The organism is Nocardiopsis dassonvillei subsp. dassonvillei DSM 43111 (assembly GCF_000092985.1).
Classification (GTDB): domain Bacteria; phylum Actinomycetota; class Actinomycetes; order Streptosporangiales; family Streptosporangiaceae; genus Nocardiopsis; species Nocardiopsis dassonvillei.
Genome location: NC_014210.1, coordinates 246,674 through 271,489, shown reverse-complemented (window position 1 = coordinate 271,489; position 24,816 = coordinate 246,674). Strand labels below are relative to the sequence as shown.

The 24,816-nt window shown below is 73.1% G+C and carries 21 protein-coding genes; 8 read left to right on the top strand and 13 right to left on the bottom strand.

Annotated elements, in window-relative coordinates; genetic code table 11:
- Window positions 1-292: 292 nt before the first annotated feature.
- The 10 genes from smc to recG all read right to left on the bottom strand — a co-directional run bounded on the left by smc (window position 293) and on the right by recG (window position 12,227).
- Window positions 293-3,838: a chromosome segregation protein SMC gene (gene smc / locus NDAS_RS01105; protein ID WP_013151273.1), complete on the bottom strand. Its 3,546-nt coding sequence runs from the start codon at window positions 3,836-3,838 to the stop codon at window positions 293-295.
- Between the two features lie 368 nt (window positions 3,839-4,206).
- Window positions 4,207-4,398: a hypothetical protein gene (locus NDAS_RS01100; protein WP_013151272.1), complete on the bottom strand. Its 192-nt coding sequence runs from the start codon at window positions 4,396-4,398 to the stop codon at window positions 4,207-4,209.
- Between the two features lie 356 nt (window positions 4,399-4,754).
- A complete protein-coding gene (locus NDAS_RS01095) occupies window positions 4,755-5,042 on the bottom strand; it encodes an acylphosphatase (protein WP_013151271.1) in 288 nt (95 codons plus the stop codon).
- A 59-nt stretch (window positions 5,043-5,101) separates the two neighbouring features.
- Window positions 5,102-5,956 (bottom strand): bifunctional DNA-formamidopyrimidine glycosylase/DNA-(apurinic or apyrimidinic site) lyase, encoded by an 855-nt coding sequence (gene mutM / locus NDAS_RS01090; RefSeq protein ID WP_013151270.1) that lies wholly within the window; start codon window positions 5,954-5,956, stop codon window positions 5,102-5,104.
- A 7-nt stretch (window positions 5,957-5,963) separates the two neighbouring features.
- Entirely contained in the window at window positions 5,964-6,710 is a 747-nt protein-coding gene (rnc, locus tag NDAS_RS01085) for a ribonuclease III (RefSeq protein ID WP_013151269.1), read from the bottom strand.
- A gap of 548 nt (window positions 6,711-7,258) precedes the next feature.
- Window positions 7,259-7,435 carry a 50S ribosomal protein L32 gene (gene rpmF / locus NDAS_RS01080; RefSeq protein WP_013151268.1) on the bottom strand — a complete coding sequence of 59 codons (177 nt, stop codon included), beginning with the start codon at window positions 7,433-7,435 and terminating at the stop codon, window positions 7,259-7,261.
- A 137-nt stretch (window positions 7,436-7,572) separates the two neighbouring features.
- A complete protein-coding gene (locus NDAS_RS01075) occupies window positions 7,573-8,115 on the bottom strand; it encodes a YceD family protein (RefSeq protein WP_041552178.1) in 543 nt (180 codons plus the stop codon).
- Between the two features lie 241 nt (window positions 8,116-8,356).
- Complete coding sequence (coaD, locus tag NDAS_RS01070) at window positions 8,357-8,851, bottom strand: pantetheine-phosphate adenylyltransferase (protein ID WP_013151266.1); 495 nt, start codon at window positions 8,849-8,851, stop codon at window positions 8,357-8,359.
- A gap of 412 nt (window positions 8,852-9,263) precedes the next feature.
- The gene (gene rsmD, locus NDAS_RS01065; protein ID WP_013151265.1) at window positions 9,264-9,845 is read right to left on the bottom strand and encodes a 16S rRNA (guanine(966)-N(2))-methyltransferase RsmD; all 582 of its coding nucleotides are present in this window, start codon (window positions 9,843-9,845) and stop codon (window positions 9,264-9,266) included.
- A 174-nt stretch (window positions 9,846-10,019) separates the two neighbouring features.
- Complete coding sequence (gene recG, locus NDAS_RS01060; protein ID WP_041552176.1) at window positions 10,020-12,227, bottom strand: ATP-dependent DNA helicase RecG; 2,208 nt, start codon at window positions 12,225-12,227, stop codon at window positions 10,020-10,022.
- Window positions 12,228-12,776: 549 nt separating this feature from the next.
- Between recG and rpmB the strand changes: the two genes are divergently transcribed.
- Window positions 12,777-12,962 (top strand): 50S ribosomal protein L28, encoded by a 186-nt coding sequence (gene rpmB / locus NDAS_RS27725; RefSeq protein WP_013151263.1) that lies wholly within the window; start codon window positions 12,777-12,779, stop codon window positions 12,960-12,962.
- A 156-nt stretch (window positions 12,963-13,118) separates the two neighbouring features.
- Here the strand turns inward: rpmB and NDAS_RS01055 are convergent, their stop codons facing one another.
- A complete protein-coding gene (locus NDAS_RS01055; protein ID WP_013151262.1) occupies window positions 13,119-13,784 on the bottom strand; it encodes a cellulose binding domain-containing protein in 666 nt (221 codons plus the stop codon).
- A 256-nt stretch (window positions 13,785-14,040) separates the two neighbouring features.
- The gene (locus NDAS_RS01050) at window positions 14,041-15,033 is read right to left on the bottom strand and encodes a thiamine-phosphate kinase (protein ID WP_013151261.1); all 993 of its coding nucleotides are present in this window, start codon (window positions 15,031-15,033) and stop codon (window positions 14,041-14,043) included.
- A 130-nt stretch (window positions 15,034-15,163) separates the two neighbouring features.
- Here NDAS_RS01050 and NDAS_RS01045 point away from each other — a divergent pair, with 130 nt between their 5' ends.
- Both NDAS_RS01045 and NDAS_RS01040 read left to right on the top strand, forming a co-directional pair.
- Window positions 15,164-15,397, top strand: a complete 234-nt coding sequence (locus NDAS_RS01045) for an Lrp/AsnC family transcriptional regulator (protein WP_013151260.1) — start codon at window positions 15,164-15,166, stop codon at window positions 15,395-15,397.
- 30 nt (window positions 15,398-15,427) lie between these two features.
- Entirely contained in the window at window positions 15,428-15,895 is a 468-nt protein-coding gene (locus NDAS_RS01040; RefSeq protein WP_013151259.1) for a DUF3515 domain-containing protein, read from the top strand.
- A gap of 376 nt (window positions 15,896-16,271) precedes the next feature.
- Here the strand turns inward: NDAS_RS01040 and NDAS_RS01035 are convergent, their stop codons facing one another.
- Entirely contained in the window at window positions 16,272-17,066 is a 795-nt protein-coding gene (locus NDAS_RS01035; protein ID WP_013151258.1) for a DUF3105 domain-containing protein, read from the bottom strand.
- Between the two features lie 89 nt (window positions 17,067-17,155).
- Here NDAS_RS01035 and NDAS_RS01030 point away from each other — a divergent pair, with 89 nt between their 5' ends.
- From NDAS_RS01030 to cydC, 5 genes are all read left to right on the top strand, one after another.
- The gene (locus tag NDAS_RS01030; RefSeq protein WP_013151257.1) at window positions 17,156-17,887 is read left to right on the top strand and encodes a DUF305 domain-containing protein; all 732 of its coding nucleotides are present in this window, start codon (window positions 17,156-17,158) and stop codon (window positions 17,885-17,887) included.
- Window positions 17,888-18,287: 400 nt separating this feature from the next.
- Window positions 18,288-19,733: a cytochrome ubiquinol oxidase subunit I gene (locus NDAS_RS01025; RefSeq protein WP_013151256.1), complete on the top strand. Its 1,446-nt coding sequence runs from the start codon at window positions 18,288-18,290 to the stop codon at window positions 19,731-19,733.
- A 12-nt stretch (window positions 19,734-19,745) separates the two neighbouring features.
- A complete protein-coding gene (gene cydB, locus NDAS_RS01020; protein WP_013151255.1) occupies window positions 19,746-20,798 on the top strand; it encodes a cytochrome d ubiquinol oxidase subunit II in 1,053 nt (350 codons plus the stop codon).
- Between the two features lie 227 nt (window positions 20,799-21,025).
- Window positions 21,026-22,813: a thiol reductant ABC exporter subunit CydD gene (gene cydD, locus NDAS_RS01015; RefSeq protein ID WP_013151254.1), complete on the top strand. Its 1,788-nt coding sequence runs from the start codon at window positions 21,026-21,028 to the stop codon at window positions 22,811-22,813.
- On the top strand, window positions 22,810-24,576 hold the full coding sequence (cydC, locus tag NDAS_RS01010) for a thiol reductant ABC exporter subunit CydC (RefSeq protein ID WP_013151253.1): 1,767 nt from the start codon (window positions 22,810-22,812) through the stop codon (window positions 24,574-24,576). The genes cydD and cydC overlap by 4 nt, the downstream gene beginning before the upstream one ends.
- Window positions 24,577-24,816: the final 240 nt, after the last annotated feature.

Sequence of the window (24,816 nt, the reverse complement as noted above, 5' to 3'; positions counted from 1 at the left end):
CGCTCAGGCCGGTTCCCCAAGGGGGCTGGTTCGGGCGTCCACGGGGTTCTGGAGGATTCGTGGGTGGGACTGCGGGGAACGAGCCGTCACACCGGAGGATCCGAAGGTTCCCGTTCTTCGGACGCCCGAACAGGGAAAAACCGCGCGCAGCGCCCGTTGAGGGTGGTAGCCCGCCTCAGCGCGAAGCGCCCCCGGCGGGCGATGGCGGGCGACGGTCGGGCCAAAGCGAAGCGGAGGCCCGAAGAAGGCACGGGGCCGCTCTCCCCTCCGGGAGGGCGGCCCCGGCCGTGCGTCAGGCGGGGCGCTCCAGCTTCTGGCTGATCACCTGGGAGATGCCGTCACCCTGCATCGTCACGCCGTACAGCGCGTCGGCCGCCTCCATGGTGCGCTTCTGGTGGGTGATCACGATCAGCTGCGAGGCGGCCCGCAGCTCCTCGAAGATCACCAGCAGGCGCTGGAGGTTGGTGTCGTCCAGGGCCGCCTCGACCTCGTCCATCACGTAGAACGGGGACGGCCGGGCCTTGAAGATCGCGGCCAGGAAGGCCACCGCGGTCAGGGAGCGCTCGCCGCCGGAGAGCAGGGACAGGCGCTTGACCTTCTTGCCGGGCGGACGGGCCTCCACCTCCACACCGGTGGTCAGCATGTCCTCGGGCGAGGTGAGCAGCAGCCGCCCCTCGCCCCCGGGGAAGAGCCGCCCGAAGATCGCCGCGAACTCCCGCTCCACGTCCAGGTAGGCGGAGGAGAACACCTCCTGCACCCGGGCGTCGACCTCCTGGACGATGTCCATCAGGTCCCGGCGGGTCTTCTTGAGGTCCTCCAGCTGGGCGTTGAGGAAGGCGTGCCGCTCCTCCAGCGCCGCGAACTCCTCCAGCGCGAGCGGGTTGATCTTGCCCAGCTGGTTGAGCTGGCGCTCGGCGGCCTTGGCCCGCTTGGCCTGCACCTCGCGCACGTACGGCAGCGGGACCGCGTCCTCCTCGGCGTCGCCCGGAGGGGGCACGGGCACGTTCGGCCCGTACTCGGCGACGAGGGTGGGCACGTCGACGCCCATCTCCTCGCTCGCCCTGACCTCCAGCTGCTCCAGGCGCAGGCGGCGCTCGGCCCGGGCCACCTCGCCGCTGTGCGCCGAACTGGTCAGCTTCTCCAGGTCGACGGACAGCTCGCGGACGCGGGCGCGCACGGTCCGCAGCTCGGCGTCGCGCGCCTCCTTGTCCGCCTCGGCGGCGGTGCGCTCGGCCTCGGCCGCGGCCAGGGACACCGCGATCCGCTCCAGGGCCAGGCGGGCGCCCTCGGCGGCGGCCTCGGCGATGGTGGCCTGCGCGGCGCGGGTGCGTCGGCGCTCGGCGGCGCGCTCCATGGCGCGGCGCTCCTCGAAGGCCTGGGCGCGCAACCGCTCGGCGCGGCCCTCGATCGAGCGGGCGCGCTCCTCGGCGGTGCGCACCGACAGGCGGCGCTCCATCTCCGTGGCCCGGGCCCGCGAGGCCTGGGCGGCGAGCTCGTCGCGGGTCTCGGGGTCGGGCGCGTCCTCCTCGATGGAGGCGGCCACCTCCTCGGCCTCGGCCAGCTCCTCCTCCAGCCGCTCCAGCTTGGCGGCCTCCTCGCCGCGCGCGGCGGCGGCCTTGGCGGCGGCGGCCGCGCACCGCTCGGACTCGGCCTCGGCGGAACGGGCCTGCCCGCCCAGCTTGCCCAAGCGCTGCGCGGACTCGTTGCGCCTGCGGTCGCCCTGGCGGCGGCGCGCGGTCAGCTCCTCGACCTCGGCTGCCAGGTCGGCGCGCTCGCGCCTGCGCTCCTCCAGCTCGGCGGCGATCCGTCCGGCGGCCTCGGTGGCCGTCTCCAGCCTCCCGGCCGCCTCGTCCACGGCCGCCTGGACCTCCAGCAGGCTCGGCGCGGCGGCCGAACCGCCGTGCACCAGCGCGGCGGAGAACACGTCCCCCTCGGGGGTGACGGCGCGCACGCCGGGGACCTTGCGGACCAGGTCGCGGGCGGCGTGGGCGTCGGCCGCCAGCGCGGTGCGGTCCAGCAGGGCGGTGACCGCTCCGGCCAGGTGTTCGGGGGCGACGACGGCGTCGAGGGCGTAGCGGACCCCGGAGGGCAGCACGGGCCACTCCCCGCGGGGCACCGCGGGGACCGCCTGGGCGATGACGATCCCGGCACGGCCGGCGTCCTCGGACCGGAGCAGGTCGAGCGCGGCCACGGCGGTGTCGGGGTCGCTGACCGCGACCGCTCCCGCGGCCGTGCCGAAGGCCGCGGCCACGGCGGTCTCCTGACCGGACTCGACCTGGACGAGGGCGGCGAGGCTGCCGAGCATCCCCGGCAGGTCGGCGCCCAGGAGGGTGCCGGCGCCGTCCTTGTGCGCCAGCCCCAGCTCCAGAGCCTCCTTGCGCGCGGCGAGCGCGGCCCGCTCCCCCTCGGCGGTGCGCTCGGCGTCGCGCAGCCGGTTGATCCCGGCGTCGGCCTCGGACAGGCGGCGGGCCGCCTCCTCCTGGGCGGCGTCGAGTTCGGCGTCGCCCTCGTCGAGACCGGCCGCCTCCTCGGCGGCCATCTCGTACTCGGCCTGGGCCCGCTCCGCGCGTTCGGCGGCCTGGCGGGCGGACTCCTCCAGCCGGGTGATCTCGTCCCCGTTCGAGGCCAGTCGGCCGCGCAGGCTCTCCACCCGCGCGGACAGCCGCACGAGGCCCTCCCTGCGCTCGGCGGAGGCGCGGTTGGCGGCCTCCAGCCGCTTCTCCTCGCGGTGCAGGGCGTCCTCGGCGGCGGAGCGCTCGATGACGGTGGCCTCCAGGGCCTCGCGGGCCTCCTCCAGCCGGGTGAGCAGCTCCTCCTCCTGGGCGGCGGCCTCCTCGGCCTCCATCTCCAGTTCCTCGGGGTCGCGGCGGTGGACGGGCTCGTCGGAGACGGAGGCCAGGTTGCGGTGGCGCTCGTTGGCCAGGCCGCGCACGGCGTCCAGGCGCTCGGTCAGGCGCGACAGCGCGTGGTAGGTCTCCAGGGCGCGGGCCAGGGCGGGCGCGGCCTCGGCGGCCTGCGCCTCCAGCTCGGTCTCGCGCTCCTGGGTCTGGGTGAGGGCGGCCTCGGCGGCCCCGCGGCGGGCGAGGACCTCCTTCTCGTCCGCCTCCTCCTTGGCCAGCTGACCGGTGAGCGTGACGATGTCGTCGGCGAGCAGGCGCAGGCGGGCGTCGCGCAGGTCGGCCTGGATGACGGCGGCCCTGCGGGCCAGCTCCGCCTGGCGGCCCAGGGGCTTGAGCTGGCGGCGCAGCTCCGCGGTGAGGTCGGTGACCCGGTCCAGGTTGCCCTGCATCGCGTTGAGCTTGCGGATCGCCTTCTCTTTGCGCTTGCGGTGCTTGAGGATGCCCGCGGCCTCCTCAATGAGGGCGCGGCGCTCCTCGGGACCGGCGTGCAGGACGGTGTCCAGCTGCCCCTGGCCGACGATGACGTGCATCTCACGGCCGATGCCGGAGTCGCTGAGCAGGTCCTGGATGTCCAGGAGACGGCAGGTGTCGCCGTTGATGGCGTACTCCGAGCCGCCGTTGCGGAACATGGTCCGCCGGATGGTGACCTCGGTGTAGTCGATGGGCAGCGCACCGTCGGTGTTGTCGATGGTGAGGCTGACCTCGGCGCGGCCCAGCGCCTGGCGGGTGGAGGTGCCCGCGAAGATGACGTCCTCCATCTTGCCGCCGCGCAGGGACTTGGCCCCCTGCTCCCCCATCACCCAGGACAGGGCGTCCACCACGTTGGACTTGCCCGAGCCGTTGGGACCGACCACACAGGTGATCCCGGGCTCGAAACGCAAGGTGGTGGCCGACGCGAACGACTTGAAGCCGCGCAGCGTCAGATTCTTCAGGTACACCCACACCTCCCACGACGGTCACCGTTGATACACAGCGCGACCACCTAAGGGTGCCACGAAGCGGTGACCTGAGGGTGGGGTTCGGGCTGGTGTCCCGGGCGGACGGCCCTGGGGCCCGCGCCCGGGCGGGGAAGAGGGAGGATGTCCGGCGGACACGTAGGGTTGCGAAAGGGTCCGCCGGGTACAACGGTAAAAAGAGCCGCAAGGGAAAGGAAAGACTGCGGCGAAGCGGACTGGGGACAAGCAGACCCGGTCCGTCGACGGTTCGGCCAGGGACGCCTGGCTCGCGTGTTCGGCGTCCCCGTCAGTGGGTCGAGCACATCGGAAAGAGCAGCTCTGGCTGCGCCCGAAACGTCGACGTCGTCAGGTCAGGCGAGCGCCGGCTCGCGGTCGGTCGCGCCGGAGGCGGCATCGGTGACGGCCATGCTGAGCTGGTCGTTCTGTGCCTGGAGACGGCTGATCTCGTCCTCAAGGTCGCGTACCCGGTTCCGGAGCCGCCGCACCTCCGAGACCATCCGGGGGTCGGAGACGCCGACGTGGCCAAACAGAGCCTTCGCCATGATGTGGGTCCTCCACACTGAGTGACCAGTGGTGATCCGCGCACGTGATGTCCCGTGGAAAGCCGACCGATGGTGGTCCGGCCCGGGTGGAAGATCTGCGCGATGTGTCTTCCAGAGTCTCACTGTGCGCGCCGCTGGTCAAGATTGGATTACGACAGTCAGTAACGGCCACGCCCCGGACAGGCATCCAGGGCAGGTGGCAGCGCACGATCCGAACACGGCCACCCCGGGTCCAGCCGGAACGCGCGGACTGGCCGCACGACGGTCGCCTCACACCCCGCGAGGTCCCGCCGCGAGTCCCTGGGGACCGCCGCGGTCGCGCGGTGTGCTCGAATCGCGTTACCCCACAAGCATACTCACCGTTCGTCGAATCCGGTGAACGTCCCCCCAGACGAGGACCAACGTTCGACCACGGAGTCCACACGACCGGGTGTTGCACCGCCCCTGAGATGGCCAAGAAGCCGTTCGCACGCGTCCCTGGGGCCCTCGGCGACCACCTCGACGCGGCCGTCCCGCAGGTTCGTCGCCGCCCCGACCAGACCCAGTTCCAGCGCCTTGGACCGCGTCCACCAGCGGAAACCCACGCCCTGCACGTGCCCGCGCACCCACGCGGTCACCCGGACGGCCTCGACCTCGTCCCCCACGGACGGACTCCTTACTTACCTGGCAGACATACTTTGCTTGCCGACACGCCAAAGGGGCCTTATGCGCGGCCGCGGGGCGCCCGCTGGCAGGTGGGACAGCTGTAGGAGGAGCGGTTCATGAACGCCTCGCGGACGATCAGGGCGCCGCACCGCCCGCACGGGCGGTCACGGCGGCCGTAGGCGTTGAGCCCGCGCTCGAAGTAGCCGCTCTCCCCGTTGACGTTGACGTACAGGCCGTCGAAGGTGGTGCCGCCCACCTCCAGGGCCTCGTTCATCACCTGGCCCACGTGGCCCAGCAGCTCCACCGCCTCGGCGTCGGACAGCTCCCGCGTGGAGCGCGCCCAGTGCAGCCGGGACCGCCACAGCGCCTCGTCCGCGTAGATGTTGCCCACCCCGCTGATCAGCGACTGGTCCAGCAGAGCCCGCTTGACCTCGGTGCGCCGGGCCCGCAGCGCCCGCACGAAGTCCTCGGCGACGAAGTCGGGGTCCAGCGGGTCCAGGGCGATGTGGTCCACCGACGAGGGCACGTCCTCGCGTACCCCGGGCACGTCCACCATCAGGTGGCCGAAGGTGCGCTGGTCGACGAAGCGCAGCTCGGTGCCGTCCGACAGGGGCAGGCGCACCCGCAGGTGCCTCTCGTCGGGCTTGCCCTCGGGCTGGACCAGCATCTGCCCGCTCATGCCCAGGTGGGTGAGGAGCATCTCGCCGTTGTCCAGGACGAGCCACAGGTACTTGCCGCGGCGCCGCGCGGCGGTGGGCACGCGGCCCGACAGGCGGGCGGCGAAGTCGGCGGGACCGGGCAGGTAGCGGCGCACCGCGCGGGGGTGCAGGACCTCGACGGCGCCGACCGTGCGGCCCAGGGCGTGTTCGGCCAGGCCTCGCCGGACGACCTCGACCTCGGGGAGTTCGGGCACGGCCGCCTCACCCCTGCCCGTCGCCGGAGACGGCACCGGCCGCGCCGGCGGCCTCGGAGCGGGCCTTGATGGCCTTCCACGCGGACTCGGCGGCCTGCTGCTCGGCCTCCTTCTTGCTGCGCCCCTCGCCCAGGCCGTAGCTCTCCCCCGCGACGCGGACCGTCGCGCGGAAGGTCTTCTGGTGGTCGGGCCCGCTCTCGTCCACGTGGTACTCGGGGACGCCCAGCATCTCGGCCGCGGTCAGCTCCTGGAGGGAGGTCTTCCAGTCCAGGCCCGCGCCCAGCCCGGAGGCGGTGGCGATGAGCGGGTCGAAGAGGCGGTGCACGAACTCCGAGGCCACGTCCAGACCGCGGTCCAGGTAGACGGCGCCGATGACGGCCTCCAGGGTGTCGGCGAGGATCGAGGACTTGTCGCGGCCCCCGGTCCCCTCCTCACCGCGGCCGAGCCGGATGTAGGCGCCGACGCCCAGCCCCCGGGCGACGTCGGCGAGGGCGCGCATGTTGACCACGGCGGCGCGCAGCTTGGCGAGCTGCCCCTCGGGCAGGTCGGGGTGCTTGCGGAAGAGGGTGTCGGTGACCACCAGGCCGAGCACGGAGTCCCCGAGGAACTCCAGGCGCTCGTTGGTGGGCAGACCGCCCTTCTCGTAGGCGTAGGAGCGGTGGGTCAGCGCCCTGAGCAGGATCTTCGGATCGACTTCGACGCCGATGGCCTGGTGGAACGCCTTGGCTTCGGAGACGGGGAGTTGGTTGGCCACTCGTTCACTTCCCTGTTCGTACGCGCCGGGCTGCGGCGCGCGGACGGCTGGAGTCGGGTGCGGCCCCCGCGGCTCCGTCAGGGTGCTCGAAAACGAGGTGACCGTCGCGGGAGGCTCCGCTCCCCCGGCAGCCACCACGAACTCGGGAACCCGGGAGAACCCGGACCGCCGTGCGGCGCGCGCACGCTCCCGCGCGCCGGTGCTCGTCGTGTATCACGCTTTGTTCCTCGACATCACTCTACAAACCCGCGTACGGCGGCGCTCGGGGAGTACGGGGACAGGGGTCCGAATCCGCGCGGACACCGCCCGCACCGGCGCGGGCACCCGCCGCGCACGCGGGGAGGCACGGGCACGGGCACGTGACTCAGCACGTGCACGGGCACGGCCGCTCAGACCGCCCGCCGACCGGTGACAGCACTTCGGGGCGGACCCCTGTGCGGGATCCGCCCCGAGATGGCTGGGGAACCGGGTACGAGGACCCGGACCCGTCATCCGCCGGACGCGTTCGGCTGCGGTGCGCAGGACCAGCGATGTGATCCACGGCGCGCCTAGGCCGGGTTGGTGACCTGGCGGTTGTTGTAGGTGCCGCAGGTCGGGCACGCGATGTGGGGCTGCTTGGGGTCGCGGCAGCGCGGGCAGTTGACCAGCACCGGGCGCGACGCCTTCCACTGGGAACGGCGGGTCCGGGTGTTGCTCCGCGACATCTTCCGCTTCGGGACGGCCACTTCAATCCTCCTGGGTCACCCCCGCGCGGTCGCGGGAGGTCGCTTCTCTCGGTCACCCCGCGCACTGTGGCGGGGAAGGTGTGCCCCGGTCGGCGGGGGCGCGCCCGGGGGCGGCCGTCCGCGATCGGTGCACGAGCTCATCGTTCGCCGGGGTCGTCCGCGATCTCGCGGAGCGCCTCCCAACGCGGGTCGATGTTGTCGCCGTGGCCGTGGTCGGGCCCGGCCTCGGCGATTTTGGCACCGCACTCGGAGCACAGGCCGGGGCAGTCCGGACCGCACAACGGCGTGAGCGGGAGCGCGAGCACGACGGCGTCTCGGACCACGGGTCCGAGGTCGAGGAGATCGCCCTCCAGATAGTAGTCCTCATCCTCGTCGTCCGCGTCCTCGCCCGTCACCGCCGCCTCGTCGTCGGCGGAGTACCGGTACAGCTCCTGGAATCCGGCCTCGACGCCCTCCGAGATCGGGTCCAGACAACGCGAGCACTCCGCGGTGAGCTGGCCGCGGGCGGTGCCGGTGACGAGGACTCCCTCCATCACCGCCTCCAGGCGCAGGTCCAACTCGACCTCGCTGCCCTCGGGCACGGCCGCCATCGCCGTGGCGAACGCCTCGGGGACGGTCACGATGCGGTTGACGGTCCGCATCGACCCCGGCTGGCGGCCCAGCTGGCGGGTGTCGACCACGAACGGGTCACGAGGATCTAGGCGAGACAGGGTCATCGGGCTTTCACGAGGATTGCGGGCGCAGCACCGGACGCGCGGGAGGCGTCGCGTGCGACGGGCACGGCCGGTGTCGGGGCACGCCGAGAACCGACGGTACCCATGGTCAAACCGAGATTGTACCCAGCATGTACCCTGCCGCCCAAATCAGCCCCCGGCCCGGTGGCGGGGAGGACGGCGGAGCCGAGCGCCCGGAGGCCCCGGATCAGAGGCCCTCGGACCTCTTCTGCTCGTACTTCTCGCGCAGGCGCTCCTGGACGTAGGGGGTGACCAGGCTGGAGACGTCCCCGCGGTGCTGGGCGATCTCGCGCACGAGGCTGGAGGACAGGAAGGAGTACTGCGGGTTCGCCGTCATGAACACGGTCTCCACGCCGGAGAGCTGGTAGTTCATCTGGGCGATCTGGAGCTCGTAGTCGAAGTCGCTGACCGAGCGCAGGCTGCGGACGATGGTCTCGATGCCATTCGACCGGCAGAAGTCGACGAGGAGGCCGTCGAACTCGCTGACCCGGACGTTGTCGAACCCGGAGGCGCCCTCCCGGAGCATGTCGAGCTTCTCCGGGACCGTGAACAGGCCGCGCTTGTTGACGTTGTTGAGCACGGCGGCGACGACCTCGTCGTACTGTTTGGCCGCCCGGCCGATGATGTCGATATGACCGTAGGTCACCGGGTCGAAGGAACCCGGGCAGACGACACGGCGCACGGTGGATCGCCCCTTTCAGCAACGAACGACGTTCGGGTACCGCGATGGTAGGGGTTGGTCCCCGCGCGGATACGGGCAACACCCGCTTAGCGGTCGTCTCCGCCCGTGGTCGGGACGTGTGCGCGCTTTGGGCGCACCGCCGGCCATGACGGCCGAACCGGGCCTCCCCCTCCCGAACCGGCGTCCTCCTCCTGGCCGTGTTCTAACCCCGCTTCCCTCCGTCGCCCGGGAGGCGCGCCGGGGCTGGGGGCGAGGCGTACGGGGCGGGAGGCCCAGCGCGCGGGGCTGGGACGGGTGTGGTGCGGGTGTCAGGTGAGGGTGGTGGTGGGCGACGGGCACGGAAGTACCGCGCCGCAGGCGTCAGGTGAGGGTGGTGGTGGGCGACGGGCACGGAAGTACCGCGCCGCAGGCGTCAGGTGAGGGTGGTGGTGGGCGACGGGCGGGCGTACCAGAGAACCGCCTCCCCGTACCCCCGGCTGCGGTCGCGTTCCAGGCCCTCGGGCCAGGAGGGTTCGGCACCGCGCTTGGAGCGTTCGACGACGACCACGGCGTCCTCGGCCAGCCAGCCGCGGCCGACCAGGTCGGCCAGCACCCCGGCGACCTCGGCGTCGGTGACGGCGTAGGGCGGGTCGGCGACGACGACGTCGTAGGGGTCGCCGGTGTTGTCCGCGCCGACCACCCGTTCCACGCGGTCGGCGACCAGGCGCGCCCCGGGGAGCCCGAGCGTCTGGATGTTGTCCCGCAGCACCTGGGCCGCCCGGCGGTCGGCCTCCACCAGCAGCGCGTGCGCGGCGCCCCGGGACAGGGCCTCCAGGCCGATGGCCCCCGAGCCCGCGTACAGGTCCATCACCCGGGCGCCGTCGAGGGAGCCGAGGTCGGACTGCACGGAGGAGAACAGCGCCTCGCGGGCCCGGTCGCTGGTGGGGCGGGTGTTACGGCCCTCGGGGACGGAGATGCGCCGTCCACCGGCCGTACCGGCGATGATGCGGGTCATGCCCCCACGGTAGCGGCCGGGGTGCGCGGGCGCCCCGGTACGCGGGCAGCACGAGGCCGGCGGCCCGGGGACCCCCCGCTTTCCACGTCAGGCCCCGGCGCGCGGGCCGCACCAGGTCCGACCACGGCCTGTGGACGACGCCGCGGCCCGTGGACGACCGGGCGCCCCGGCCGCTCAGGCCTTGTCCAGGTACTCCGCACGTTCCTCGGGCAGCAGCGTCTCCAGCGCCTGGGCCAGCGGCGGGTGCCCGGTCAGCCCGGGATCGGCCGCCACGTAGGCCGTGGCCTCCTCGCGCGCCTCCCCGATGAGCTCCTCGTCCTTGAGCAGGGTGAGCATCCGCAGGCTGGACCGGGCTCCGGACTGCGAGTCGCCCAGCACGTCGCCCTCGCGGCGCATCTCCAGGTCCACCCGGGAGAGTTCGAAGCCGTCGGTGGTCGCGGCCACCGCGGCCAGCCGTTCACGCGCCGGGGAACCCTCCTCGGCGTCGGTGACCAGCAGGCACAGCCCCGGCAGTTGGCCCCGGCCGACCCGGCCGCGCAGCTGGTGCAGCTGCGAGACGCCGAAGCGGTCCGCGTCCATGATGACCATCACTGTGGCGTTGGGCACGTCTACGCCCACCTCGATGACGGTGGTGGAGACGACGGCGTCGGTGTCCCCGGCCGAGAACCGGCGCATCACCGCGTCCTTGTCGTCGGGCGCCATCCGGCCGTGCAGGACCTCCACGCGCAGTTCGGAGAGCGGCCCCTCCCGCAGCCGCGCCGCCACGTCGAGCACCGCCAGGGGCGGCCGGGCGCCCGCGGCCTCCTCGCCGTCGCCCGCGCCGACCTCCTCCTCCGCCTCCTCCTTGGCGTCGTCGCCGATCCGCGGGCAGACCACGAAGGCCTGGTGCCCGCCGCCCGCCTCCTCCCGGATGCGCTCCCAGGCCCTGGCCAGGAAGTGCGGCTTCTCGCTCGCGGGCACCACGTGCGTGGACACGGGCGCGCGACCGGTGGGCAGCTGGGTGAGCGCGACCACGTCGAGGTCGCCGTAGACGGTCATCGCGACGGTGCGCGGGATGGGCGTGGCCGTCATGACCAGCACGTGGGGGCGCCCGTCCACGGCCTTCTCCCGCAGGGCGTCGCGCTGCTCCACGCCGAACCGGTGCTGCTCGTCGACCACCACCAGCCCCAGGTCGGCGAAGGACACGTGCTCCTGGAGCAGGGCGTGGGTGCCCACGACGATCCCCGCGGCGCCGGACGCCGCGTCGAGCAGGGCCTCCCTGCGGGCGGCGGCGTTCATGGAACCGGTGAGCAGCGCCACCCGCGTGGCGTTCTCCGCGCCGTCGATCTGTCCGGCGCGGCCGAGCGCGCCGAGCATGGCGCTGATGGACCGGTGGTGCTGCTGGGCCAGGACCTCGGTGGGCGCGAGCATGACGGCCTGGCCGCCGGAGTCCACGACCCGGAGCATGGCCCGCAGCGCGACCAGGGTCTTGCCCGCGCCGACGTCGCCCTGGAGCAGGCAGTGCATGGGGTGGGCGGCGTCGAGCCGCTCGGCGAGGCGTTCGCCGACCTCCCGCTGGCCCTCGGTGAGCGTGAAGGGCAGCTGGGCGTCGAAGGCGTCCAGGAGACCGCCGACCGCGCCGGGCCGGGGCTTGGCCGGCAGGTCCTCCGCGCGGTGGCGCCGCTGGGCGAGCGCGAGCTGGAGGACGAAGGCCTCGTCCCACTTCAACCGGCGGCGGGCGGCGCCGACGTCGGACCACTCGGCGGGGCGGTGGATCCGGCGCAGGGCGTCGGCGACGCCGAGGAGCCCGCGCCGTTCGCGCAGTTCGGGGGGCAGCGGGTCGGGCAGGCTGTCCACGTCGGCGAGGACGATGTCGACGGTGCGGGCGATGGTGGTGGAGTCCAGGCCCTTGACCGCCGGGTAGACGGGGATGAGCTCCTCTGCGTAGGCCCGGGCCCGCTCGCCCTCGTGGCCGTCCTCGTCGAGGAGTTCGTACTGGGGGTGGTCGAGCTGGCGGCGGCCCTTGAAGGTGGAGACCCGGCCGGAGAACATTGCCAGGCGCCCGGGGACGAGGGCCCCCTGGTGGTAGGAGCCCCGGTTGAAGAAGGTCAGGTGCAGGCGCCCGGTGCCGTCGGTGACGGTGGCCTCCATCATGTCCATGCGGCGTCGTCCCTGCCGCGCGGGCACGGTGCGCCGCTTGGCGTCCAGGACGCGGGCCTGCACGGTGACCTCCTCGCCCTCGCGCAGTGCCGCGAGATCGGTCAGGTCGCCGCGCCGGTCGTAGCGGCGCGGGTAGTAGCGCAGCAGGTCGCCGAGGGTGTGCAGGTCGAGCTTCTCGGCGAGGGCCTTGGCCGTCTTGCCCCTGAGGGGCCCCCTGCTCAGCGGTTCGTCCCAGGTGCTCACGTGTGCTTCCCGTCTCGGATCGCCGGTCACCGCCACGGTAGTCCTCCGGTGCGACGCTCGTGTGCCTTCCCACCGCCCCGGTCGGCCCGCTGGAACCCGGGGACCCCCGGGCCGGAGGGTTCCAGCGGCATCGCCGGTCCTGGAGGGCGTCCCACCGGAGGGCGGGCGCCCCGGCTCCGGCGGACGCCCCTCGGCTGTGCGGGCGCGTCTCGGGAGGGCGGGCTCTCCGGATTCCGGCGGCGGTTCCCCGCCCGCGGTTCCCGCCCCTCCCAACCGGGATATACTCGTGGAAGTTCATCGCGTTCCCGCCATGCCCGCGTGGCGTATTCGATGCTCCCGGCGCTCGCCCCGGTCGTTCTCGACCACGGTGCGGCCCGCCATCACGCGTACGGACACCGGTCGTCGGCCCGCGCTGCGCGCCTGGCCATGTCCTTCGTGTAACCTTCCACGGTTGGCGTCACCGCCGACCAGTCCGCCCGACCTCTCCCGGTCGGATGAACCTTCGCGTGCGGCGACGTGCGCGATCCCGAGCGCTTGAATGGAGTTACCGTGGCTTCTGTCTGCGACGTCTGCGGCAAGGGACCAGGGTTCGGTAACAGTGTTTCCCACTCGCACCGTCGCACCCGCCGCCGCTGGAACCCCAACATCCAGACCGTCCGCACCCGTGTGGGCGGCACGCCCAAGCGCGTGAACGCCTGCACCTCGTGCATCAAGGCCGGCAAGGTGACCCGCTAGGGTTCCCAGCCCTCCGGACCTTCCATGAAGGCCTCTGACCCTCTCGGTCGGAGGCCTTCGCCCTTTGTCGGGGACCTGTCGGAGGCCGGGTCCGCCCCGGCATCCCGGCGGGGCCCGGCGGACCCGGAGACGGCCCGCGTCCCCGCTTCCCCCGGTTCACAGCTCGCAGACGTGCCCGTTGAGGGAGCAGCGGATCGGGCTCTGCGGCACGCCGACCGCCTCGAAGGTGAGCGCCACCGAGTCGCCCGGCTCCAGGCTGTTCTGGTCGGCGGGCTGGCGGGCCAGGATGCCGTTCTCGATCTCCGCCCAGTCCGCGCCGTTGACGTGCGTGATCTCCGCGGAGTCGAAGGCCAGGGCCAGCTCCCAGCCGTCCAGGCTGGCGTGCGAGGTGTTGGTGACGGTGACGTGGCCGCTGAAACCGACCGCCGTGGACTCCGTGACGCGGTAGACGACCGTGGTCGGCTCCGAACCCGCCTGGGTCTGCGGCCCCTGCTCCCCCTCGCCCTGGGCCGCGGGCTCCTCGGTGTCGGTCCCCGGCGAGGCGTCGTGCGTGGGCTGGACCCCGTCCTGGGTTCCGGGGGCCTCGGTCGCGCCCGGGGTGCCGCCGAACTGGAGGTAGATCTGGGTGGTGCTGTACCCGAACAGGAGCAGGCCGAGGATCACGCCGGAGACGACGAGCACGTTGAGCAGCCGCGGGGGTTCGACGCGTTTGGGGACCGTGCTCTCGATGAGGCCGCCGAGCCGCCGCAGCACGCCGACGTCCTCCGGCTCGCTGCGGTGCACACCCCGGCGGTTGCCGTTCCGCCAGCCATGCCGCCCCATAAACCGCCCCTCGACGTTGCCAGCGCCCTCCGCCGAGAGCCGCCGGTTTCCGGTCCCTCCCCCGTCGCCCTCCGCCGTGTGTGCCCCGTCCGGTGCGGGGGACACCGGCGAAGCCGTGGCTTCCTGCTCCGACCGTCGGTCGCTCCCGGGGACTTCCTGGGGCCGCCGCTTCCCGCAGGGCGGGTGCCGCGCCCGGAAAGGCCGCGTTCGCAAAGCCTAGCGCGAGAGTTAAACAGGACAAATCCCATCGGGCACCTCAGCGCCGGAAATGATCCCATCCTCCGCGAGGTGGAACCCGCCCGTCGACCGTGACCGGAATTGTGTTTTCCTCAGCGTTTTCACCTGTTGTTCGCGCGACGGTTCCCACTCTGGACCAGTGGGCGGGCAGAACGGTGTGCGGCGGGAACACGGCGGCGAGGGCGTGGTCCTCGCCCCCGGCGACCATGAGGTCCCGCGCGGCCCGCTCGGCCGTGTCGGCTCCGGCCCCCAGGACGCGGACCGCCTCGACGAGCGCGGGCTCGGGGCGCAGCGCCTCCCCCTCCAGGTCGATGCGCACCCCGCTGGCCCGGCAGACGTGCCCGAGGTCCTGGGCGAGGCCGTCGCTGACGTCGAGCATGGCCGTGGCCCCGAGCCGGGCCGCCTCCGCCCCGCGGGCGTAGGGCGGGCTGGGCCTGCGGTGCTCGGACAGGCACTCGGCCGGGCCGTCGATCCCCTGTTCCAGCAGGGCGAGCCCGGCGGCCGACAGCCCCAGGTGGCCGGTGTAGGCGACCACGTCGCCGGGGCGGGCGCCGTCGCGGCGGACAGGCGCCCGCCCTTGGAGGTCGCCGAGCGCGGTGACCGCGATGGTGAGGGTGTCCGAGCCGACCATGTCCCCGCCCACGACGGCGCCGCCCGCGACCGCGCACTCGTCGCGGACCCCGGCGGTGAACTCCTCCGCCCAGGGCACCGGGAGGTCGGCGGGCGCGGCGAAGCCGATGAGCAGGCCGGTGGGGCGGGCGCCCATCGCGGCGACGTCGGCGAAGTTCTGCGCGACGGCCCGGTGCCCCACGTCACGGGCGGTGGACCACTCGCGCCGGAAGTGGCGGCCCTCGACCAGCAGGTCGGTGGTCGCGACCGTCCGGCCGTCGGGGGACGCGACGACGGCCGCGTCGTCCCCTGGTCCGAGGATTACATCGTCCGTGGTGGGGAATTGGCTCGTCACGCGTGCGATCAGAGCGAACTCACCAAGACCCCCAATGGTGTTCCGCACAGGGATCAGGGTACGGTGACGCTCCGGCGCGGTGGTCCGGACCCACGCTTGTCATCCGTCCGTCATCGGCCGCACCCTGGCTCGGCCGTGAACCACTCGCCGCTCCGACCGGCGACACGAAGGAGTACTCATGGTGCAGGCATACATCCTGATCCAGACCGAGGTCGGTCAGGCAGCCGAGGTGGCGGGGCGCATCCGGGGCATCGAGGGGGTCGAGAAGGCCCACGACGTGACCGGGCCCTACGATGTCATCGTCCAGGCCAGCGCCGAAGACATCGACTCCCTGGGCACCCTCGTGGTGGCCCGGATCCAGCGGTTGGACGGCATCGCCCGGACTCTCACCTGTCCCATCGTCAACATCTGACGCATCGCGTCGTCCGGAGCGGGGTCTGCTGTGCTGAGTCGGTTCGCGTGCGCCGGTGTGGTCGCGGCCCTGGCCCTGGTGGCGACGGGCTGCGGCGCGCAGACGGTGCGGATGCAGCCGCCCGAGGCGGACGCGGCGACCGCCGAGGTCTGCGCCGACCTCGTCGCGGCGCTCCCCGACACCCTGCTGGGGGCGGAGCGGGCACAGGTGCGGCCCGACTCGGAGCTCACGGCGGCCTGGGGCGACCCGCCCATCGGACTGCGCTGCGGGGTGGAGCGCCCGGTGACGCTGACCAGCACCTCCTACCTACAGGAGGTCAACGGTGTTCCGTGGCTGCCGCAGCCGGAGGACGCCCCCACCATGTACACGGCGATCGGCCACGAAGCGTACGTGGAGCTGTCGATCCCGGCCGCCCACGGCGTCCCCGCCGCCGCGCTGTCCACGGTCAGCGACCTGATCGTCGAACACGTCCCCGCGCTTCCCGAAGGGGAGCTGTGACCCGGCACCCGTGATGAGGGGCCGGGAGCGTTCTCCCGTCGAGAGGGTTGTGTCCGCGCCCGCGCTCGGAGCGACCGGCGCGGTGGCGCGGGAGTCCCCGGCGGGCCCTCCCGACGGACACCGGCACGGCCGCGGCGCGGCGGCGTTCCCGGCCGGGCGGGACGGGCGCGTGCGCTGACGACGGGGCCCGGTGCGCGGGCACACCGAGGCGGGCGAAGGCGCGGCCTCTTTACCCCGCCAAGCCCGCCCACCAGCGGCCCGCGCGGCCTGTGGACGACCCGTACGACCTGTGGCCGACACGCGCGTGGGGCCGCCAGCGGACGCTGACGGCCCCACGTCGGTCATCACGGGGTCACGGTGACGGCGGAAAGTCCCGTCAGTTCTCCGCCCCGGCCGACTCCTCCGCGGACGGCTCGTCCTCGGCGGCGTCGGAGGGGGCGTCGGACGCCTCGTCCCCGGTGCCCTCCTCGGCTCCGGCGTCGCCGCCCTCGGGGCCCTCCATGGTCTCGGCGTCCACGCCGGCGCCGCTGCCGAGCATGGCGTCGACCTCCTCGGCGTTCTCCGCCACGCCGCCGGAGCAGGCGGCGCCCGGCTCGGGAACGTCGGTGCCGCGCTCGTACAGCCGCACGAAGCGCTGGAGGTTCTCGTCGTCGGCGCTCTCGGCGGTGATCTGGCGTCCCCAGCTGGAGGCGACGATCGGCGCGTCCAGCTCACCCGCGTAGGGGCTGATCACCAGGTAGTCGCCGGAGCTGTACATGTCGGTCAGCGTCTGGACCTGGTCCTCGGGCAGGTCGGGCCGGTAGTTGATCCACACCGCGCCGTGCTCCAGGGAGTGCACCGCGAACTCGTGGGTCACCGGCTCGGTGTAGACGCCGCAGTTCTGCCAGGCGTTCCAGTGGTCGCCGCCCACGGGCGGGGACTGCTCGTAGTTCACGCGCTGCCCGGTGTCCACGTGGACGTAGGAGCCGACCTCGTACTCCTCCACCCCCGAGATCGTGCGGCTGCGGAACTCCATGAAGACGAGGAAACCGATCAAACCCACGACCAGGACCACAGCGGTCGTGATACCGGTGGTGGTAAGGATTTTGCGGCGGCGTTCCTCTTTGAGGCGTTGCGCCTTCAGCTCGGCGGCGCGGCGGCGACGCTCCTCCGCCGTCTTCTTCTTGGCCACTGGGTCTCCTGGGATGGATGGTGACATTAGGGACTTACCTATCCTCTACTTTGGCACCAGAGTTGGGCGATTCGACCAGGATGGTTCCTATGGAACAGAAAAACGGTCCCGCGGCCGGGACCGCCGACCACGTCGGCGATGTCCCGGACGACGACGGGCCCCCGTGGGAGGACGGGGCGGCGGACGAGGAGACCCCGTCGCGGGTGTCCTGGCGCTCGGTACCGATGTGGATCACTGTGATCCTCGTCGTACTGGCCCTGGGCGGGGGTTACCTGCTGGGACGCCCGTCCTACCCGCTGGACACCGGCGCCGACGCCGGGTTCCTGCGCGACATGAGCGCGCACCACGCCCAGGCCGTGGACATGTCGATGCTCATCCTGGAGAGGACCGAGGATCCCGAGCTGCGCACGGTGGCCACCGACATCGCCCGCACCCAGCAGGCCCAGATCGGGATCATGCAGGGGTGGCTGATGGCCTGGGACCTCAACGCGCGCGGCGTGCGGGAGCCGATGGCCTGGATGGAGGGCCACGACCACGGCGGCGGGGGCGGCGAGGTCCCCGACACGATGCCGGGCCTGGCCTCCTCGGAGGAGATGGTCTCCCTGGAGGAGGCCACGGGCGAGGAGGCCGAACTCCTCTTCCTTGAGCTGATGATCGCCCACCACAAGGGCGGCATCGAGATGGCCGAGGCGGAGGTGGAGCTGGGCCAGGAGGACCTGGTCACCGACTTCGCGCAGGGGATGGCCGACTCCCAGCTCAAGGAGATCGACCTGATGGAGGGCATGATCGACCAGCGCCGGGACGGCGCCTCCGGCGACTGACCCCGCTTCCCCGGACACGGCGACGGCGGCCCACCCGCGAGTGGGCCGCCGTCGCCGTGTCCGGAACCTTTCGCGCCCGGCCGTCGCGTGGACCGAGCCGGTCCCGCCCGCGACCGTCCGCGCCCGGCCCCGCCCGGAGCGCCAGGCGCCCCGGAGCGCGTGTGTCCGAACGCACACGACGGCTCGTCTCGCGGCCTCGCCCCTCCCTCCCGGGCGGCTTCCCCGCAGGTGACGGCGGTGGAGGTCCGTCGACAGCCCTCCCCGACGCGCCCCGGAGAGCCCGCACACCTACCAGCGAGACGCACGGAACACCGTTTTCCGCGGGACCCGCTGGAACTACGACACGCTGTAGAACTACGATTTGTAGTACTACCGGCGGTCGGTACTTGGAGAGGCGGGTATGGAAGCCCTTGAACTCGCGAGGTGGCAGTTCGGTGTCACCACGATCTACCACTTCCTGTTCGTACCCCTGACCATCGGGCTGTCGTTCATCGTGGCCGTGCTCCAGACCCTCTGGTACCGCACCGGCAGGCACGAGTACCTGCAGGCCACCCAGTTCTTCGGCAAGCTCTTCCTCATCAACTTCGCCATGGGCGTGGTCACCGGCATCGTGCAGGAGTTCCAGTTCGGCATGAACTGGAGCGAGTACTCCCGCTTCGTCGGCGACGTCTTCGGCGCCCCGCTGGCCATGGAGGCCCTGCTCGCCTTCTTCCTGGAGTCCACCTTCATCGGGCTGTGGATCTTCGGCTGGCACCGGCTGCCGCGGGGCGTCCACCTGGCCTGCATCTGGGCGGTCGCCATCGGCACCAACCTCTCGGCGTACTTCATCCTCGCCGCCAACGCCTGGATGCGGCACCCCGTGGGCTACACGGTCAACGAGGAGAACGGGCGCGCCGAGCTCACCGACATCTGGGCCGTGCTCAGCAACGACCAGGCCTGGTCCACCTACCTGCACACCGTCTCGGCCGCGTTCGTCACCGCCGGGCTGTTCGTCGTGGCGGTCAGCGCCTACAAGCTCTGGCGCAACAGCCACCACAACGACACCGGCGTCCCCGGTGTGGTCCCGCCCCGGAAGGACTTCGCCCTGTTCCGCGGCACGCTCAAGGTCGGCCTGGTCTTCACCCTGGTAGCCGGTGCCCTGGTGGTCTTCTCCGGCGACCACCAGGCCAAGCTCGCCGCCGAGTACGAGCCGATGAAGCTCGCCGCCGCCGAGGCCCTGTGGGAGACCGAGGAGGGCGCGGCCTTCTCCGCCCTGGCCGTCGGCGACACCGAGGAGCGCTACAACCCCATCGACATCACCATCCCCAACGTGCTCAGCTTCCTCGCCACCGGCCAGTTCGACGGCGAGGTGCACGGGATGAACAACCTGGAGGAGGCCTACGACGAGTACTACGGCCCCGGGGACTACACCCCCAACGTGTTCGTCGTGTACTGGTCCTTCCGCCTGATGATGGGCCTGGGCATGTTCGGGGTGGCGGTGGCCGCGCTCGGCCTCCTGCTCACCTGGGGCAGGGAGCGCACCCCGACCGGCAAGTGGTTCTACTACGCGGCCATGCTCGCGCTGCCCTCGGCGCTGGCCGCCAACATCTTCGGCTGGGTGCTCACCGAGATGGGCCGCCAGCCCTGGACCGTGCACGGTGAGCTGCTCACCGCGGCCAGCGTCTCCCCCGGGGTGAGCCTGGGGGCCGTCGCGGCGAGCCTGGCCGGGTTCACCGCGGTGTACGGGGTGCTCTTCGTCGTCGAGGTCGGCCTGCTCCTGAAGTACGTCAAGGCCGGACCCTCCCACCTCGTCCCCGACCTGGAGGACGACGAGGACGAGTCCAAGATCCCGCACTTCAGCTACTAGGAGCCAAGGACCATGGAACTGGCCGTCATCTGGTTCACCGCCATCTCGGTCCTGTGGATCGGGTACTTCGTCCTGGAGGGGTTCGACTTCGGGGTGGGCACGCTCATGCCCTTCATGGGCAGGCGCGACTCCGTCGACCGCCGGGTCGCCATCAACGCGATCGGGCCGGTCTGGGACGCCAACGAGGTGTGGCTGATCACCGCCGTCGGCGCGACCTTCGCCGCCTTCCCCGCCTGGTACGCCTCCCTGCTCAGCGGGTTCTACGCACCGGTGTTCCTCATCCTCGTCGCGCTGATCCTGCGCGGCGTGGCGTTCGAGTACCGGGGCAAGCGCGACAGCTCCGTGTGGCGCGCCTGGTGGGACCGGGCGATCTTCGCGGGCAGCACCGCGCCCGCCTTCCTGTGGGGCGTGATCTTCGCCAACGTCGTCCGGGGTGTGGCCATGGGCTCGGACCAGGTGGTCACCTCCTCGGTGGCCGACCTGCTCAACCCCTACGCCCTGCTCGGCGGGCTGACGACGCTGTCCCTGTTCACCCTGCACGGGGCGATCTTCCTGACCCTGAAGACCGACGGGCCGGTGCGGACCCGCGCGCGCCGGGCCGCCCTGTGGTCCGCGTGCGCCGCGGTACCGCTGGGCTCGGTCTTCCTGGCCTGGACCCAACTCGCCCACGGCGACGGGACCACGACCCTGCCGCTCGTCGCCCTCTCCGCCGCCGCCCTGGCGGGCGGGGTCGCGGCGGCCTGGCGGCGCCGCGAGGGGTGGTCGTTCGCCTGCACCGCGGTGACCATCCTCACCGCGTTCGCCGCCCTGTTCACCGCGCTGTTCCCGAACGTGCTGCCCTCCACCACCGACCCCGCGTTCAGCCTGACCGTCGCGAACGCCTCCTCCGCCGAGTACACGCTGACCGTGATGTCGTGGGTGGCGGTGGTGTTCCTGCCGCTCGTGCTCCTCTACCAGGGGTGGAGCTACTGGGTGTTCCGCAGGAGGGTGACCGGCGAGACCGTGACGGGGGCGACCGTCACCCGCACCGACCACGGGGACAGGAACCCCGAACCCGCAGCCTGAGCGCGCCGCGGAGCCTCCCGGCGGACGCACCCGCCCGGGAGGCTTCCGGCCGCCCCGTCCGGAGGAGGGGCCGCGGGGTCGGCCGGTCCGCGGGGCGCACCCGGTGGATACTGGGGCCGTCGCGCCCGCTCCGGCCGACCGGGACGGCACCGTGCCACCGTGAAGGCCCCAGCCACTCCGGGTCAGCCGTGCACCCGACCCGAACGACGTCGTGAGGTCCCGCACCCATGAAGCCCCTTGACCCGCGCCTGGTGCGCACCGCCAGCGCGGTACGCGCGCACCTGGCCGTCTCCGTGGCCAGCGGAGTGCTCATCACCGGCCTGATCCTGGTCCAGGCCTGGCTGCTGGCCCGCGCCGTCACCGGCGCCTGGCGGGGCGAGGGGCTGGACACCCTGGGCTGGGTGGTCGGCGCGGTCGCGGCCGTCGCCGTGGTCCGGGCCCTGCTGTCCTACGTGGCCGAGACCTCCGCGCTGCACAGCGCCGCGCGCACCAAGTCGCAGCTGCGCCGCCGGCTGGTGGCGCACGTGACCGGGTCGGGCAGGGTGTGGGCCGCCGAACCCGGAGGCGAGCAGGGCTCACCCAAGGCGGGAGAGCTGGTCACCCTGGCCACCCGGGGCCTGGACGCGCTCGACGACTACTTCGCCCGCTACCTGCCCCAGCTGGTCCTGGCCGCGATCGTGCCGCTCGCCGTGCTGGGGGTGGTGTTCTGGGCCGACTGGATCTCGGGGATCGTCATCCTGGTGACGGTGCCGCTGATCCCGGTGTTCATGGCGCTGATCGGCATGCACACCCAGCAGCGCACCGACCGGCAGTGGAAGCTGCTGAGCCGTCTGGGCGGACACTTCCTGGACGTGGTGGAAGGGCTGCCGACCCTGGCCGTGTTCCGCCGGGCCAAGGCGCAGGCCGAGATCCTGCGCCGGGTGGGCGAGGACCACCGGCGGGCGACGATGGGGACGCTGCGGATCGCCTTCCTGTCGGCGTTCGCGCTGGAGCTGCTGTCCACCCTGGCGGTGGCGCTGGTCGCGGTGGAGGTGGGCCTGCGCCTGCTGGGCGGCCACATGGACTACCAGACGGCGCTGCTGGTGCTGATCCTGGCGCCGGAGGCCTACCTGCCGCTGCGCGAGGTGGGCGCCCGGTTCCACGCGAGCATGGAGGGCGTGTCCGCCGCCGAGCAGGTGTTCACCGAGCTGGAACGCGGACGCGGAACGGCGCGGACCGGGGCCGCAGCCTCCGACGACACCGCCGAGGGCCCGGCGGCGGGATCCGGCCGCCCCTCCTCCCCCGCCCCGGCGACCGGCCGGCCCGCCCCCGCAGCCGGGGGCGACATCCGCTTCGAGGACGTGGAACTGCTCTACCCAGGACGGGACGTGCCCGCCCTGTCCGGACTGGACCTGGAGGTGGCGGCCGGGGAGCACCTGCTGCTCACCGGCCCCAGCGGGGCGGGCAAGTCCACCCTGCTGTCACTGCTGCTCAGGCTGAACGAGCCCACCCGCGGGCGCGTCAGCGTGCGCGCGCCGGGCGGGCGGTGGGAGCCCCTCGGCGGGATCGACGCCGACGACTGGCGCCTCGGCACCGCCTGGGTCCCCCAGAACCCCTACCTGTTCGACGTGTCCGTGGCCGACAACATCCGGCTGGGCTCGCCCGACGCCTCCCTGGAGCGGGTCCGCGAGGCGGCCCGGCTGGCCGAGGCCGACGCGTTCGTCCGCGCCCTCCCCGACGGCTACGACACCCGGCTCGGCGAGCGCGGCGCCCGGCTGTCGGCCGGGCAGAGGCAGCGGATCGCGCTGGCGCGGGCGCTGTGCCGGGACGCCCCGCTCGTCCTGCTGGACGAGCCCACCGCCCACCTGGACCCGGAGAGCGCCGCGGCGGTGCGCACGGCCGTCGCCCGGCTCCTGGAGGGACGGACCGCCGTCATCGTCGCCCACGACACCGGGTGGGCGCGCGGCGTCCTCGGGGACACCCTGCGGACCGCGTCGCTACCACTGCCGACCCAGGAAGGGAACGTGTCGCGATGAGCGCCGACACCGCCGCCCCCGACACGCTCCGGGTGCCCGGGCGCGAACGCCGCCGCGACCCGCTGCTGCGGATGACGGCACTGGCCCGGCCCCGCGGGGGCCGCTTCGCGCTCGGCGTGCTGCTGGGCGCCGCAGCGACCGGCGCGGCCGTGGCCCTGCTGGGCGTGGCCGCGTGGATGCTGGCCACCGCCGCCGACCACCCGCCCATCACCGCGCTGGGCGTGGCCGTGGTCGCCACCCGCGCGCTGGGCGTGGGCCGCGGAGTGGCCCGCTACCTGGAGCGGCTGGTCACCCACGACGCCGCGTTCCGCACGCTGGCCGAGGTCAGGGTGCGGGTGTACGAGCGGCTCGCCAGGACCGAGCCGTTCGGCCGCTTCCGGTCCGGCGACCTGGTGTCCCGACTGGTCAACGACACCGAGGCCACCCTGGACCTGCTGGTGCGCGGCCTGACGCCGCCCCTGGTCTCGGTGGTGACGGGCGGTGTCACGGTGCTGGTCCTGACCGCGCTGTACGTCCCGGGAGGGCTGCTGCTGGCGGCGGGCCTGCTACTGGCGGGGCTGGCGGTGCCGCTGGCCGCGGCCGCGCTGGGCCGGGAACCGGGCAGGCGCCAGGCCAGAGCGCGCGGGGAGCTGTCGACGACCCTGGTGGACACCCTGCACGGGGCGCCCGACCTGGTCGCCTACGGCGCCATGGACCAGCAGGTGGCGCGGGTGTACGCGGCCGACGAGGAGCTGACCCGGCTGGCGCGCAGGGACTCCGCGATCCTGGGGCTGGGCGCCGGGGCGAGCGCGCTGATCACCGGGCTGACCGTGTGGGGCGCGCTGTTCCTGGGTGTGGCCGCCGTGGCGGGCGGGACGCTGGACGCGGTGTCTCTGGCGGTGCTGGTGCTGGTGACGCTGGCGGCGTTCGAGATCGTGGCGCCGCTGCCCGCCGTGGCGGCAAGGCTGGGGGCGATCCGGGCGAGCGGCGCCAGGCTGTTCGGGGTCCTGGACACCCCGCCCGCGGTCGCCGCGCCCACGCGCACGGGCCTGGACCCGCACGGGGACGCGACGGTGCGGGTACGGGACCTGCGGGTGCGCTACGGACCCGGCGAACCGTGGGCGCTGGACGGGGTGGACCTGGAGATCCCCGCCGGATGGACGGTGGCGGTGATCGGCCCCAGCGGCGCGGGCAAGAGCACGCTGGCTTCGGTGCTGCTGCGGTTCCGCGATCCGGACGGCGGCCTGGTGGAGATCGGCGGGGAGGACGTCACGTCCTACCCGGCCGACGAGGTGCGCGGGGTGGTGTCGGGGGTGCCGCAGGACCCGCACGTGTTCGCCTCGACGCTGCGGGAGAACCTGCGGCTGGCCCGGCCCGGCGCGGAGGACGAGGAGCTGTGGGAGGCACTGCGGCGCGCGCGGCTGGCCGACGAGGTGACGGCGATGCCCGAGGGGCTGGACACGCGGGTGGGCACGCACGGCCTGGGCCTGAGCGGCGGGATGGTGCAGCGGCTGGCACTGGCCCGCGCCCTGCTGGCGGCGCCCCGGGTGCTGGTGCTGGACGAGCCGACCGCCCACCTGGACCCGGACACGCGCGACGCGGTGGTGGAGGACCTGCTGGCCGCGGCCGAGGGGTACTCCACCCTGCTGGTCACGCACGACCTGACGGGCCTGGACCGTGTGGACCAGATCTACGTGGTGCGCGACGGCCGGGTGATCCAGCAGGGCACGCACGAGGAGCTGTCCCGGCAGGAGGGCTGGTACCGCGACGTCAGCACGGACTGACCGAGGCCGGGGAACCGGCACACCTGTCCACAGGCCCGGGCCGCGGTGTTCGGGACGGCGGACGGCGGTGCAGACCTTGGTACGGGGGCGTACTGCGCTGTGGCACCGGCGGGAGCCCCATCACGAGCATGCCCCGCCCGGCCCTCCACCACCACCCCTGGTTCGCGCCTGTGGACAGGCCGTACTCCCCCGGAGTCCGCGGTGCACGCGTGCGGGGGGCTGGCCGAAAACGGGGGGACG